Source organism: Bacteroides intestinalis DSM 17393, assembly GCF_000172175.1.
Classification (GTDB): Bacteria; Bacteroidota; Bacteroidia; order Bacteroidales; family Bacteroidaceae; genus Bacteroides; species Bacteroides intestinalis.
Genome location: NZ_ABJL02000007.1, coordinates 352,105 through 367,278 on the forward strand (window position 1 = coordinate 352,105; position 15,174 = coordinate 367,278).

Annotated in this window: 13 protein-coding genes; 12 read left to right on the plus strand and 1 reads right to left on the minus strand. The window is 40.3% G+C overall.

What is annotated here, in order from left to right; genetic code table 11:
- Position 1: 1 nt before the first annotated feature.
- The 12 genes from BACINT_RS05400 (at position 2) to BACINT_RS05455 (ending at position 13,515) form a co-directional block, all read left to right on the plus strand.
- Positions 2-286: a hypothetical protein gene (locus BACINT_RS05400; RefSeq protein ID WP_147331407.1), complete on the plus strand. Its 285-nt coding sequence runs from the start codon at positions 2-4 to the stop codon at positions 284-286.
- Positions 287-369: 83 nt separating this feature from the next.
- Complete coding sequence (locus BACINT_RS05405) at positions 370-1,470, plus strand: 6-bladed beta-propeller (protein ID WP_007661204.1); 1,101 nt, start codon at positions 370-372, stop codon at positions 1,468-1,470.
- Positions 1,471-1,500: 30 nt separating this feature from the next.
- On the plus strand, positions 1,501-1,758 hold the full coding sequence (locus tag BACINT_RS23585) for a DUF1573 domain-containing protein (protein WP_394330156.1): 258 nt from the start codon (positions 1,501-1,503) through the stop codon (positions 1,756-1,758).
- A gap of 166 nt (positions 1,759-1,924) precedes the next feature.
- Complete coding sequence (locus tag BACINT_RS05415; protein ID WP_007661207.1) at positions 1,925-2,272, plus strand: hypothetical protein; 348 nt, start codon at positions 1,925-1,927, stop codon at positions 2,270-2,272.
- Between the two features lie 162 nt (positions 2,273-2,434).
- Positions 2,435-3,616, plus strand: a complete 1,182-nt coding sequence (locus BACINT_RS05420) for a 6-bladed beta-propeller (RefSeq protein ID WP_007661208.1) — start codon at positions 2,435-2,437, stop codon at positions 3,614-3,616.
- A 75-nt stretch (positions 3,617-3,691) separates the two neighbouring features.
- A complete protein-coding gene (locus BACINT_RS05425) occupies positions 3,692-5,644 on the plus strand; it encodes a discoidin domain-containing protein (RefSeq protein WP_007661209.1) in 1,953 nt (650 codons plus the stop codon).
- A complete protein-coding gene (gene lepB / locus BACINT_RS05430; protein ID WP_044154886.1) occupies positions 5,622-6,530 on the plus strand; it encodes a signal peptidase I in 909 nt (302 codons plus the stop codon). The genes BACINT_RS05425 and lepB overlap by 23 nt, the downstream gene beginning before the upstream one ends.
- A 34-nt stretch (positions 6,531-6,564) precedes the next feature.
- The gene (locus BACINT_RS05435; RefSeq protein WP_007661212.1) at positions 6,565-8,280 is read left to right on the plus strand and encodes an O-antigen ligase family protein; all 1,716 of its coding nucleotides are present in this window, start codon (positions 6,565-6,567) and stop codon (positions 8,278-8,280) included.
- A gap of 50 nt (positions 8,281-8,330) precedes the next feature.
- On the plus strand, positions 8,331-8,768 hold the full coding sequence (locus BACINT_RS05440) for a helix-turn-helix transcriptional regulator (RefSeq protein WP_007661215.1): 438 nt from the start codon (positions 8,331-8,333) through the stop codon (positions 8,766-8,768).
- A gap of 206 nt (positions 8,769-8,974) precedes the next feature.
- Positions 8,975-9,400: a DUF3836 domain-containing protein gene (locus BACINT_RS05445; RefSeq protein ID WP_007661216.1), complete on the plus strand. Its 426-nt coding sequence runs from the start codon at positions 8,975-8,977 to the stop codon at positions 9,398-9,400.
- Between the two features lie 726 nt (positions 9,401-10,126).
- Positions 10,127-11,278: a hypothetical protein gene (locus tag BACINT_RS05450; RefSeq protein WP_007661217.1), complete on the plus strand. Its 1,152-nt coding sequence runs from the start codon at positions 10,127-10,129 to the stop codon at positions 11,276-11,278.
- Positions 11,279-11,313: 35 nt separating this feature from the next.
- Entirely contained in the window at positions 11,314-13,515 is a 2,202-nt protein-coding gene (locus BACINT_RS05455) for a suppressor of fused domain protein (RefSeq protein WP_007661218.1), read from the plus strand.
- Positions 13,516-13,597: 82 nt separating this feature from the next.
- Here BACINT_RS05455 and BACINT_RS05460 read toward each other — a convergent pair whose 3' ends face one another.
- Positions 13,598-15,163, minus strand: a complete 1,566-nt coding sequence (locus tag BACINT_RS05460; protein ID WP_044154887.1) for a glycoside hydrolase — start codon at positions 15,161-15,163, stop codon at positions 13,598-13,600.
- Between the last annotated feature and the right edge of the window lie 11 nt (positions 15,164-15,174).

The window sequence follows — 15,174 nt, forward strand, 5'->3', positions numbered from 1 at the left end:
TATGAAAACGAAATTTTTATTAATAGGAGTAATTGTTGTTTCTGCAATATTTATCTCGTCGCATAAGGAAAATAAAAATATTGACTTATTGTTGGAGAATATTGACGCTTATGCTGGTTCTGATGAGCATGGGGACATAGATGAGACATTAGTTCCATATAGTAAATTGGGTGAAAAAACGATTTATTGTATACTTGATGGAAAAATGTTATCAACTAAGATTCCGTGCTGTAAGCCTGATCCAAGTAAATTTAGTGGTTGTGCTAAGGGGTTAGATAATTGTTAAAATTGTGTTGTGGAGAATTAAGTAGGGATATTGTTAATCCTAACTTAGCTCTCCACGATTAATTTTGCAAATAAAATTGTATTATGAGAAATGTATCAATTAAGATTTTATTATTTATTGGAGCATTAACTATATTAAGTTGCTCTTCTAGGAATAATCACTTAGAACATAATAATTTTATCCAGATAGATTTATCTTGTCGAAAAAGTCAATTTCCTCTATCTTCTTTTATATATGATATATATGCTATTAAATTAGAACTTCCGACCCCTTATTTTTTTGGAGTAATTACAGATGTCCTGTTTACAGATTCAACACTTTTTGTAGTGGATAAGAAGCAAGGTAATGTGTTCCGTTTTAAGAAAGATGGTACTTTTTTGAATAGAATTGGAAACAGAGGGGGAGGTCCAGGGGAGTTTCTTAGTTTATATAATTTTTTTATAGGAAATCAATATGTATTTATTAGTGACCTGAATATAAGGCAAATACATTGCTATACGCATGATGGAGAATATGTTAAATCTATTTCTTCTACATTTGAATTGGTTTATGATGATATAGCAGCTTTACCTAATGGGAAATTTTTGTGTCATGACATACAAGGGCATAAAAATGAAAGTAAAATTTGGCTTATGAATGAGAAAGGGGATAAGGAAAAGACATTATTATTTCATGAGAATAATTATCCTTATAGTTATACTGATTGGAATACTATTAGTACTACTATGGATAATAAATTGAATATATTGGATCCTATATCTGGCATTTTTTATCTTTATGATATAGAGAAAAATGAGTTAGCACAAACTTTGCATTTGGTATCTGAAGAGAAGGATTTGTCTGCTTTCAGAAATGTCGAAACACTCTCTGAAATAAAAGATAAATATGCATATCTCTCTTTTATAATAAATACTGATAATTATTTATATTCTATATGGTCTACTTCGGATAATATTGCAGTGTGTTCTCTTTACGAGAAAGGTAAAAAAAATGTGGAAGTTTTTGGAATGCCAAAAATGGATTTCCCTGATTATTCAATATGTCCTATTCCTGTATCTACAAATTTGCCAAATGCGATGGTAGCCATAATGACCGATGAATATCCTTTGGAGTATTTCCCAAAACAGTATCGAGATGGGATTTCTGAACAAGTAGCAGTGGTTTATGTGATGAAGTTTAAATAAATTAAAAGAAATGAATTAAAAGGATTAAAAATAGGTCAAATATATAAAGTCGATTTTTTATTAGAAAATACAGGAAACTTTCCATTATTTTTAAATGATATTTCAGCATCATGTGGTTGTACAATTCCAGAATACGAGCATCGCTGCGTAGCTCCTGGAAAGAAAACAAAAATTACGATAAAAATAACACCTCCCTCATTGGGATATTTCAGGAAGAAGCTGACTGTTTTTTGCAATATAAAAGAAGGAAGTATACAGTTAATTTTAAAGGGTATTGTGGAAAAGTAAAAAAAAGTAAGTTTTCTATAGTAAGTTACTCTATTTTTATTTTCCACCTAAAGAAGAAGGAGGTGTCATATGAAAACCTAAATCGCAATTGAATATTGCAAATTTTGCATTTTATTAAAAAGGTCATGTTTAGTTAATAATAAAAATTATAAATCAATTTGTTTTTATGAAGAAAAAAAATGGGGTAAGTTGTACCATTTTACTGGGCGTTGTTATTGCGGATTTTCACATGTATCAATGTCCTAAACATGAGATTGATTCTTCGCTAACACTCTTGAATATAGAAATTTTGGCATTAGCCGAAGATACAGGAACAGGAGAATGGATCAGAACAGATGGTGATTGCACATATGAAGTTCAAGGTGCAGTAGGTTCAGAAGTATCAATCTTAGGAATGAAGATTAAGGTTGGTGCTGATGGATATGCACGATACACTCAATCTGGTGGAAAAACACACTGTGAAATTGGTGGAAAAGAACAATGTACTGCTCGATATTGTGAGTCAATACGTTAATTTCTTACTATGAGAGTGTGCTAAAACTGAATAGAGGAACACTAATTACGCAAATAATAAATCAGATAAGCATTGATTATCAGAATTATAAAAGTGTTTGTGTAATTCGTGTAATTTGTGTTCTAATCTTTATTTTGACACACCTTCAATAATTATAATTGCATGAAAAAAGTAAAATATATATTTTCATTTTTTTGTTTTTTGCTAATGACTCAAGGTTGTACAACTGTAGATAAAACTGATGAAAATAGTTTGCAGAGAATTGAGTTTGATTTGAATAAACAGCATGTAAACATTCATGATGTTGGATTAATATCTGATATTGCTATCGTAAATTTAGCTAATGAGGAAGTCATTCTTGGTGAAATCAATAAGGTAATTAAAAAATATGATAGAATTTATATATTGGACAAGAATAAAACTCACTCTGTTTTCATCTATGATAATTCGGGAAATCTTATAAATTTTATATCAAATGTGGGTAATGGACCAGAAGAATATATACAATTGACGGATATTTTCACCAACTCTATGGATACTACTTTAAATTTAGTCAGTCGTATGGATAGAAAAATATTAAAATATGATTTAGAAGGTGCTAACTTTAAGCAAGTTGAATATTTGCCAAAAAATTTTAGACAGTTCTCTAAGTTGGAAGATGGTTATGTTGGTTATATGGGAAATTACATTGAAGATGGAAAGCATCCTAAAAACATATTCACTTTATCTAAAGATTTACAAATAAAAGGAGAATTTTTAGAAATAGATGAGACTTGGGATAGTAAGGTTTTGGATAATGGTAGTGTATTTTCTAATTATGAAGATAAGACTTATTTTATTCAGCCTATGGATTTTAATGTTTATTCTATAGGAACAGATATGATATCAAAAACGTATTATATTGATTTTGGTGACAAATCATGGCCTCAGGATCTGACTGAATACGGTGATGTACGAAGAGTGCTACGAGAAACCCCTGAACGCTATATTCAACGTTTTTATGATTTTCAAGAAACTGACAATTTCTTGATTATTAAACTTCTTATTAAGGGTCAGTACTGTTTGGCGCTTTATAACAAAAGTACTCAAGAAACATTTGTCGCAGATTTAACCCCTTACACTGATAAGTATTTCTTCCCATTTGGTAAGATTGTAGGAATAGATGAGAATGCTATTTATACTTCAATCGAGGCTTCCGAGATGAAGGTATTCGTAACAGGGAAAAATGAATATAATAATTTTGAGTCTCAGTATCCTGAACAGATAAAGCGGCTAAGAGAAAAACTTCCTAATATAAATGAGGAAGGAAATCCATTCTTGATTATTTACTATTTTAAAAAATGATGTTATGTTGGTTGTTTTTCTGTTATTTTGAGAATAACCAGTGATGCAGAATAAGATAACATAAATGAAATACTTATGCAGAAACATGGTATCCTATTAATAGTCTGTGCCTTTTTGATATTGGCTTCCTGTACTAAAAGTTCGGTTGGTCCTTCCTTAGAAGATATTCTATCAGCCAATCCTAAATTGCAGGTTGTTCTTGATAAATTCCAAGATGACCCCTTGAAGCATAGAGCTGCCGTTTTTCTTATCGAAAATCTGCCTTTTCACTATAGCTATGAAGGTGAAGCTTTAAATGATTACCTAAAGCTTTTTGAACTTCATGGAAAAGGTACCATGTATCCGGATAAAGTGTTGGACTCCATTAAACGTGCTTGCGGCCCTTTTCATATGGATAGATTGGAAGCGAAGAGCGATATCTATATCGATCCGGCCTATCTGATTGAGAATATAGAATGGGCTTTCAAAGTATGGCGTGAACAGCCTTGGGGGAAAAATGTCTCTTTTGACGATTTCTGTGAGTTTATCCTTCCTTACCGTGTGGGCGATGAAAGGCTGGAACCTTGGCGTGAAAGAATCTATAATAAATATAACCCATTGTTGGACGGCATTCGGGAACTTCCGGAAGCCGAAGATCCGAAGTACGTTTCTCAAGTATTGATGGATAGCTTACATAAGGCTCCGGTCTATTTTACCGAACTTTTTTCATTTGGTCCTCATTACGGTCCCAAAGTAGTGGACTGGCGCTCGGGAAGTTGTGTAAATTTCACTGATTTGCAACTGTATGTCTTCAGGGCTTTGGGCCTACCTTGCAGCGAGGAAATCATGTTGATGCGGGGAAATAAAAATGTTCCCCATTACTGGAATGCCGCCTTTGACAAAGATGGCAACTCCTATCGTTGCTCCATTTTGGACCCTACTTCCGAATTGAATAGCCCCGATAATTACTGGGACCCCAAGGGAAAGGTTTATCGCCGCACGTTCAGCGTTAACCGGGGGATGATCCTGGCTATGGGTAAGAAACCGGAAGAGAGACATCCCTCTTTTCGTTATCCCTGTTTTCGTGATGTTACTGCTATATATGCGGGGAGCAAGAACCGCACATTAACGATTGGCCCCGAAAACTTCTACAGCCCTTTAAAGAAGGGCGAACCGGTCTATCTCTGTTCTGCCAGCTTTATGGACTGGGCTCCTATCGGATGGTGTCTCTACGACAAGCAACTTGGTGCTGTCTTTGAAGATGTGGAAGGACAGGTTATCTTCCGCTTGGGAACTTATGAAAACGGCAGTATATGTCCGCAAAGCGACCCTTTCTTGCTTGATAGGGAGAGCGGTGAAGTACGATTTTTCCCTTCGGGCGGTAGGGAGGTTGAAGTTACCCTGCTCCATAAATATGAGCTTTACTTTGAACCTTTTGTCCGGCGAATGGTAGACGGTGTGTTTGAAGGTAGCAACGACCCTCACTTCAACAGGAAAGATACGCTGTTTATCATTAAGGAATTCCCCGAGCGGCTTTGGAATGTTGCACAGGTAAATAGTGCCCGGTCTTACCGTTATGTTCGTTACTATGGTCCTAAAGACAGTTATTGTAATATTTCGGAGGCTGCTTTCTATGCATCTGCTGCCGATAGTGTTCCCTTGAAAGGAAAGATTATCGGTACACCGGGGTGTAATGGATTAGACGGTTCCCATGAGTACACAAACGTGTTCGACGGAGACCCTTATACCTCCTTTGATTATGCCCGGCCTACAGGGGGCTGGTCGGGACTTGATTTGGGTGCTCCCCAACGCATTGAAAAGATTGTATTCACTCCCCGCAACCGTGATAATTTCATTCGTACGGACGATGAGTATGAACTTTTCTATTATAATAACGGTGAGTGGACATCAGCAGGCAGGGTACGTCCTCATTCCGATTCTTTGCTTTATAAGGTTCCTGAAGGTGCATTGCTCTATTTGAAAGATCACACCCGTGGAAAGGATGAACGTATATTTGAATATAAAAATGGAAAACAACAGTTCTGGTAAGAAAAAGAAGGGGGTGTCTTGGGTTGTCGATAAGCTCCTCAACCTGTTCCTGATAGCCTGTGGAGTAGTGGTGATATGGATACTGCTTCAGGTGACCAGTATCGCTACTTTCAAAATTCCTTCCGACTCAATGGAACCCGCCTTGCTTGCCGGAGATAATATCTTGGTGAATAAATGGGTGATGGGTGGACGCATTTTTAATATTTGGGATGCTCTTGAAGGGAAAAAAGTCAAGATTACCCGTCTGCCGGGATTGGGAAGGATACGGCGGAATGATGTGTTGGTTTTTAATTTTCCCTATCCTGCACAATGGGACAGTATAGGACTGAACCTGATGTCTTACTATGTAAAACGATGCGTGGCTTTGCCGGGGGATACATTTGAGATCAAGAAGGCTCACTACCGGGTGCGTGGTTGTGAAACGTCGTTGGGAAATGTGGAGTCACAGGATGCACTGATGCGTATAGTAGCAAATGGCAGGGAAAAAGATTATGGAATAGTGATGAGTGGGTATCCTTATAATGGATTGGTGAACTGGAATATCGTGTGTTTTGGTCCTCTCTATCTTCCTGCAAAAGGAGATGAGATAGAGATGAATCCTAAACATGCTGTCCTATATCGGAATGCGATAGAATGGGAACAGAAAAAGAAACTTTTCCTGCATGGTGATACGGTTTTCCTGAACGACAGTGTGATCCATACTTACCGTTTTAAAGAGAACTATTATTTCGTTGCAGGCGATAAGGTTATGAATTCTCAAGATTCCCGTTATTGGGGCTTGCTTCCGGAACCTTTTATTGTGGGTAAGGTTGTCCGGATCTGGAAGTCGGTGGATAGGGGTGCGGGTAAGGTTCGATGGGATAGGACATTTAAAAAGATAGAATGAGATGATAAAGAAAAGAGCTGGCTAATGTAAGAAGATGGGAAAAATACAAACTTATAAAATAAAGACAGCAGTAATGGTCTTACTGTTGTTTGCGGCTATATGTTCCTTACAGAGTCTTGCTTGTGCGACAACTCCCGAACTTCCTTCCGGAGAAACTGTTGGGCAATGGGTTTGGTTAGGAAAGGCTGTGTTGTTTTCTTCCGGATGCATTCTTATTGCTTCTTTCCTGCAGTTGTTCGGAAAGGCTTACAGGGAAGATGCTTTGGAGTTCCGGCATTTTTATGCTTATGTAGCGTGGAGTTTAGTTCTTTTGGGGGGTGTTGAGGCAGTGTGGGGATTGTGCCAGCTTTATGGATTTTCTGTTTCCGGTCATTCACGTTATGCACTTACAGGTTCTTTTTTCAATCCCGGTCCGTATGCGGGTTATCTGGCAATGGTGCTGCCTGTATGTCTACATTTGTATCTGCGCATTTGTGGCTGGAAGGGGATGCCTGCGCGCTATAAAATAGAAAAAGGTGCGGCTGCCGTGTCGGGTATGCTTATTCTTTGTGTATTGCCTTCTACCATGAGCCGTTCTGCTTGGGTAGCTGCGGCAATAAGCTGTGCTTGGGTGGCATATATGCATCGTGATAAACGAAAATGGAGTATATTGTGGCGTCGCTACAAGAAGCGTTATGTTTTATGGGGAGCCGGGATATTTTTAATTCTGTCGTTGGCTGCTGCGGGAATGTTCTTTTTGAAACCCGATTCAGCATTGGGCCGTCGGTTCATGTGGAAGATGACTTGCCGGGCTATTGCTGCTCATCCGTGGGGATGCCCTACCGGATTCGCTTGTGCTTATGGCGAGGCTCAGAGTTTATATTTTGCCTCGGGGAACTATGCTTCTTGGGAAGAACGTGTGGCAGGAAGTCCTGAATATGCATTTAATGAGTACCTGGAGGTTGCCCTGACGTATGGTGTCGCTATGTGTATACTGGTGCTGTTTGTAATCTTTGGTTGTCTTTGGATAGGAGTGAAGCTCCGCCGTTATGGTATCTGTGGAGCTCTTATTTCCCTGCTTGTATTTTCTTTTTCTTCCTATCCGTTGCATCTTCCGGCTTTCATCGTAACTGCTATATGTCTGCTTCTTGCCTGTGGGATAGGTGATGTAATTGGCAAGTATCTTGTTTTGTGTGTTTGTCTGGTGTTGTGGTTCGGAGGTTATGCGGAAAAATGGACACAAGAAAGAGATGCCTGCCGGGATTGGGTGAATGCGAGAATACTCTATCGCTCGGGGGCTTACGAAGCTGCCAACAGGGCTTATGAAAAGCTTTATCCGTCTTTGAGGAAGAAGGGTGCATTCTTGTTTGAATATGGGCATAGCTTGCATAAATCCGGTCGCTATGACGAATCTTTTGAATATCTGGATCAGGCACGGTTGTATAGCAATGATCCGATGATATTGAATATTATGGGTAAGAACTGCCAGGCGTTACATGAATATAAATGTGCCGAGGCTTTTTTTCTTATTTCTGTTAGTCGCCTGCCGGGTAGAATCTATCCTTACTATCTGCTGGCTAAGCTTTATTCCGAGCCGGACTATCGGGATAAAGACAAGTTCGGGGATATGAAATGGAATGTGCTGAATCGGAAGCCCAAGGTTTATTCTACAGCTATTGAAGAGATGCGCAGGGAAGTGGAGGAGATTGCGGAGAATTGGGATACCGGGAGTAGTATTATATGTTCTGATGACGTTGAATCGGAAGAGTGAGGCGGCATTGAGAATGCAAATTATATGGAACATAAAAACGAGAGAATTATATGGAAACCTATCATGATAACTGGAATGCCTGTCTGTTATTCCGCAATAAACAACTGACTAAACAACTGAAAGACTATCAGAATGCCTCGGCACTGGCTGAATGTTCTCCTTCCCTACTTGTGTCTATGGGGCAATTGCTTTGTCTTCATCAGCATCCGTCTTACGGACTTGTCCGGGATGAGGCTGAGTGGGCGAATCTGTTTACTGTCATTGATATGTTGTATGGTGATTGCCTGTCGGAGACGTTATCTTCATATGGACTGAGTATGCAGGAATTGAAGTTATGCTACCTGGTTCGTGCCCGGTTGGGTAATAAGGCTATTGCAGTTCTCTTCAATATAACTCCCCGTTCGGTGCTGAAGGCAAAGCAACGTATAAAAGGGAAATTAGCATTATCGGCTACGGATTGTTTGGATACGTATATACAGCAATATTAATTGTACGATTCATATTCTTCTATTCTTGATTTGTCCGCTTTTGTGCGGACACATGTCCGTTTATGAACACTCTCTGAAAATGAATAGTTGTTGATAGTCAATGCTTTATTGTTTTGGTACGGCAATTGACTATATATAGTCGAAGGCGGTTAACAAAGACTTCCTTTTAAAAATCAAGAAGTAATAACAATAAAAAAATAACGATTATGAAAACGAACTTAATTTCTGAAGCAGTGGTAATGATGGTAGTAGTAATGGCAAGCGTAATGAACTTCTCTGTAAGTGCAAGCAATCCTACCCAGTACGTAAAGAATAAAGAGATGACCGGTGAACTGATGACCGCAAAGACTATCTTCAAGAACGAAGACGGACGTCTTTTCCGCCATCTCCGTTACACCTACACTTACGATAACGAAAACCGCGTAATCAGCAAGGAAGCTTCCAAGTGGGACAGCGTAAAAGAAGCTTGGGTTCCTTACTTCAAAATGAATGTAGAATACAATAACAATGAAATTGCAGTAAACTACGCCCGTTGGAACTCTAAGAGCAACGCTTACGACAGCAATGTTGAAAAGACAGTTTACGAACTGAACGATAGCAATGCTGCCTTGATGCTGGCAAGTACAAAATAAAGTTAGCGGGGCAGGAATTTCGGTGAAATTTTATCTGTTTTCTTTAATATAGAACATTCGAATTTTTAATCAATGTCAGAAAGATTGCAAAATATTGAAATAAGTGTCGCTAAAATGCTTTTTTTACTGACAAGCGTATCCTCATAAAAGCAGAGAATAGAGAATTTACTTCTGAATTAATGCATACAAATACGTTATTTCTGCATTCTATGTATAACTTATACGCTTTTTATACATTGAATCACTATTCCCAACACGTAGGATCTGTACATCTGGCATACAGTATCTATAGATGCAACACATCCGATATATAGATTGGATACAAGCAATCTATATATCGGACACAAGCCATCTGTATATCCGGCAGAAAGAGGCTGTTTCAGGCATTTTTAGGTGATACTTTCGCTTTTTTAGAGTTGTTGGTATTTTTGTATCGGCTTATCAATCTGCTGACTATGGATTTTCACTTGTGAATTTACGTTTTCCCTTCCTTCCGTACACAAAGAAAGCATTCTGAATATGCAAAAAAACAAAATGTCAAAAGGGAAGAATGGTTTATTTAAAAGAAACGCTTTTTCGCCTCTGTAAGTGCTCTGAGAGCATTTGTAGAGGTGAATTTATTTTTTTATTTCTGATTGTTATGTGAATGTTTTTGCTATTTAACTCTTATCATTATCTTTGGGGATGAGTGAGATTATGAATTGGTAACTTAAATGGCAATAAATAATGGATAAGACATTAAAAGAGAAAAATGATGCTTGGACAGATACTGACGAGCATACTGAGATTCCTTTCCGTAAACGTGTACAGAACTTCTGGAAATGGTTTACTGATAACGAAAAGAAACTGTCGCAGATCGTTGAGAACCGTGGGAAGTCGGATAGTGAAAATGCGGTGGAGTTTATCACGGCCGGAACAGATCTGATAAACGAAGAGGTACACTTCAATCTGGGCGGGAACTATGAATTTACTTTCTCTGTTGAAGGTCATTCTTCCCTGTTCTATCTCTATCCCTACGTTGTGTCGCAGTTGCCTGAGCAATTCAAGGACAAATGGCACTTCTTCCCTTTCAACCAAGGTACTGATTCGAGTTTCTCATTTGGCATGTATGGCGTAAGTGTGGCTATGGATCAGGTGAAGGTAGCCGTTACCTATCAGGAAGATATCAATGCTTTCAGCATCCGTTTTTATGAAAAAGACCTGTGTTCGCTGGAAGAAGCTCAAAGTTACAATGCCTATTATATCATGATGGAAATTATGCTGGGTGAGGGATTATCGTACCAGTATATTGCCGATGTGGAACGTGCCGACGCTCCGCTTGAAGACTCAATATCTCTTCCTGCGTTGAGGACATATATCGTAGATACTCTGAAAGCTCACGACAAGGAAGTGTTTGATAATCCGCAGCAAGTCTATACAAGCTATCGTTTTGAGCCACAGGAGAACGAAGAACTGCGTTTTGACGTGGTTGCAGGCAGTTCATGCTTCCAACCCTTGGTAGCTAATTATTATAACGGTTCTACTGAGTTGTTCGATCAACTGAACCGGTTCGGTGCACAGGCTGTGTTCATTGCCTTCCCGTTTGAGAACGAAAAGGAAGGAGATGCAAAGAAAGCCCTGGATTTCCGCTACGAACTGGAAGACCGCCTTTCAGAAGAACTGCTTTCTCCGGAAGGCTTGGGACTTTTATTAGGTGGTGCCGTTGGTACAGGTACGTGTTACATCGACCTTTTGCTATTCGATAAGCCGGCATTTATGGAAAAGATAATCCCTTTCCTGAAGGATTATCCTCAATATCGCTTCTATCTCTCCGATTTTCGTCAGGACTGCGATTTGCACAGGCTGTTTGAAACGGAGGACGACGAATCAGAGGATTAAATAATAAAATCGTTAATTATTAAGATATTACTATTATGAGTATAGGTTTCAGATTAACAGCAAAGTGCAAAAATATCTCTTCCTTTCAGGAATCTCTGGATGCGGTTGCAGCCCGGAACAATATATCTGCCAGCCATTCAGAGGACTATTCTGAGTTATCTCTTTGTCGTTTGGGAAATATATTCTTTAATTATGAACCGGAAGGAGATGAGATAGTCATTGCAGGCGATTGTCAGACTAATCTGCTGGGAGCGGGTTTTCACAAATACGCTACAGAAATTGCCTGTGAACTGATACGGCAAAGCGAACTTTCTTTTGAGGTGGAGGATGATACGGAGTATTACGAGCACAGAGACTTTGAGCGGATGCGTTCCGAGCATTTCTATCCATGGCTAAAGGCCATTATGAAACTTTGCTGCGAACGTATGGAGCAGGGAGCTGATATGTCTGCCATCTGTTGGGACTATAATAAGTACATACCTCAGGGTGTGAAAGGAACAGTTGTTTCACCTTTCGGACGTATTAATCCTCATCATTTCATGGAGCGAATAGAAAACGAAGGTATTGAAACACTGGCAAATGAGTTCTTCATGTGGAATAATGAAGAACGTGATGCCCAGTTCTATCGAAATATTGCCTTGAGTGCCCTGTGGGAAGATTGCTATTTCATGCCTTCCGCCCGCAGTGATGCAGATGAGGAAATCAATGCCTTTATTATTGGGAATCTGGAGAAAGCTGTCGAAATGAATGATTCCCTTCCTTTCCCGAAAGAGGATTACCTGTTGCTTTGTCGTTTAGCGGAACAAGAACCGATAGATGTTTCTTTCTTGCCGGACTATGTGCATGAGTTCCCTATAGGCTACCATAAGGGAAAAGTAACGTATAAACTGGGGAATCTTAGTTTTGACCTTCCGGGCCATTACCTCTATTTTGAAGAAGAAGATTCCCGTGGTTATTATGATGGAGTAGATGAAAACTGGCATGTGGTGCGTACGTTGGCTTATTCCATTCCTGATGATGAGGTGAACTATCTGGAAGATAATGAAAATGTACTGGTTGAGGAGAAATTCTTCAATAACGGTAAATGCAGGCTTTACGATCTGGGTGGCGAAGAGGATGGAAGCGACAGTGAATATGTGTGCCAATGCCAGATTATCACCGAACATCAATTTACCCTTTTCACAATCTCGTGTGAAGGAAAAGAAGAAGCTATGGCTTTCTCTACAGACTTTGTCGAACATCTGACTGCAAGCAAGGAAGATAAGTATGACAAACTGCTCGAGCAGATAGAGCAATGGCATACGGATGATGAGGAGCAGAAGATAGTGGATGCCATTCTGGCAATTCCCGAAGAAGAGTGGAATGCAGAGTTAATAGGTCTTCTGGCACGCGCTTATAATAATCAGGAAGAGTATCTCAAGGCTATTGATTGCCTTCTTACTGTAGAAGAAGAAGATAAAGACGCACTTTGGTTCTATCGTCTGGGATATGCTTATTATTATATGAATCAGTTGGAAAAGGCACAGAAGGCTTTTGAACGTTCTCTGGAGTTGGATCCGGATGATGACGATGTGAAGGAATTCATTGATTTGTGTAAAAGCGGAGAATCGCCCTATGATCCTGAAATGTATGATCCTGAAGAGATGGATGCCCTTGAAGCTCATATCGACAAGTATTTCGGTAAATCGAAGAATGTCTTCCATGAGATAGCCTCACCCGATATTCATGTGGATATCTATATTATCGAACCCACGCGTAAGAGGAATTACTATACGTTGATTACTAGTGGTATGGGCGCTCATCGGATGAATGTTCCCCAAGAACTGGCGGAGTATAAATTGGAGCGTGCGGAGCTGGTGATATACCTTCCTGCCGATTGGAATGTGTATGACCATTCGGAAAAGAATTATTGGCCGTTGCGTTGGTTGAAGATACTTGCCCGCCTGCCAATAGGAGAAGACTCTTGGCTGGGTTGGGGGCATACAGTGCCGAATGGTGAACCGTTTGCCGAAAACACCCGCTTCTCCGGTGTGATGCTGATTAATCCTGAGACTGTGAAGAAAGGTGCGGATGTCTGCCGGTTACCTAATGGTGAAGAGGTGAACTTCTATCAGGTAATTCCGCTGTATGAAGAGGAAATGAATTTCAAGGTTGCCCATAATGCGGAAACGCTGTTAGGAAGAATGGATAAAGTAAGCCCGGTAGTAGATATTCATCGCGCGAGTGTTTGCGGGTAAGTTACGAGCTACGAGCTACAAACTACGAGTGGCTGTGCTGTCACGTCGAAAGGTACTTGTAGCTTGTAGCTTGTAACTCTTCTCAATCCCCGGAAACGAAAGTAGTGACAGAACGTGCAGGGATAACTGCCAGTTGTTTCTTGTTCAGCTTTTTAATGGGCAGCAAGTCTTCACCTGGTGTATCGGATGTACGGTAACCTTGCCATGACTTGACTTTCGGGTCATTCACACGTAACGTGCACTCTTGCTCCTGATCAGCATAGTTGATGACTACCATCACCCATTGCCCGTTCGTGTTTCTATAGGCGGAACACATAAGACCTTTCTGGTTGGTATCTCCTTCAGGAACAATCTGTCCGGACTTATCAGTTGCCGTAATAGCCATGCGTACAGCGCCTGGGCGGATGAAACGGCTGTAGTTCCCTAAGATCCACATCAATTTAGAGTCTTCTACTCTTCCATCCTGCAAATCCGGATTCGTGTATTCACGTATCAATCCATCTTTGTAGTCACCGCCTATGGCTCGCCACCATTGCCAACTACGCGCCCCTGCGTAAACAATATCATGATGAATGATACGTGCTACGTAAAGTGCTGTCTTCATAGTATGGTCGAACCCGCCACCACCACCAATTTCTTCATCATTTCCCATGATGCAGGTTTCCGTTTGCCAGAAGTTAACCTTGTATTTATCTAATGTATCACGCAACTGGCGACGGTAATCTCTCAGGCTATTGAGCGGTGTATTTGTCCAGTAACTATGTCCTGCGATGAGGCGCGATACGTTCGGGGTATTTCCCAGATAAGTATCCACACTGTCCGGTGAGAAGAAAGACTGTATCTCGTATCCGCGTTCGTGATTAGTCATGTGGGTAGAGAACATACAGCGGTAATCCGATGATTCGCAAATGGTGATTTCCGTATCGATGTCTTCTTTCACAAACTCTTTACTGATGAGGCGTACGGCACGTGCTATCTCTTTTTTGGTGGCTGGGGTACCTTCTTGTTTCGGACCTATCCAGTTCCAGTGACCGTCCGGTTCATTGAAAGGCGAAAGGTAATCGAACTTGATGCCATCCTTCTCCTCCACTCCTTTTATCACATTGGCCAGGAAGCGGGCGAAGTCTTCATAATGTTCATCTTTCAGGTTAAGTGTACCGTTGCGTCCGGTATTGGTAGCAAGTCCGTTTTGGGTGAAGTAGACTGGGGGAGAGTTCAAAAATGCCAGGAATTTATTGACTCCCCGTTCTTTTGCCAACCGTAGGAAATTGCGCTGGCCTTGCTGCTTGTCCCAGTTATAACTTCCGTCCGGCTGTAAGAAACATTCAGTGCGCATCCAGGGAGAACCTATCTGGCTCGCCTCGCCCTGTTCGGTACTTCCCGCACCTACATTGAAGCGCCACAGGGAAAGCCCGATTCCCATGGGCTTTCCATTAGCATCATTTTCTGTACTGAATAACCAGTCTGCCACTTGGTTTTGCTTCTCTTGGGGCCATTTGCCTATGATGTGCATGCTCCAAGCATCCGAAGCACTGAAATGCTCCATGACTTGCAGGGGCTGTTCCTGAACAATCTGGTAGTTTATATTTGCTTGTGGCGAACACGAAGTAGTTATTGCTAAAGCGAGTAATAATACTTTGTATCTCATCATTTTCTGTT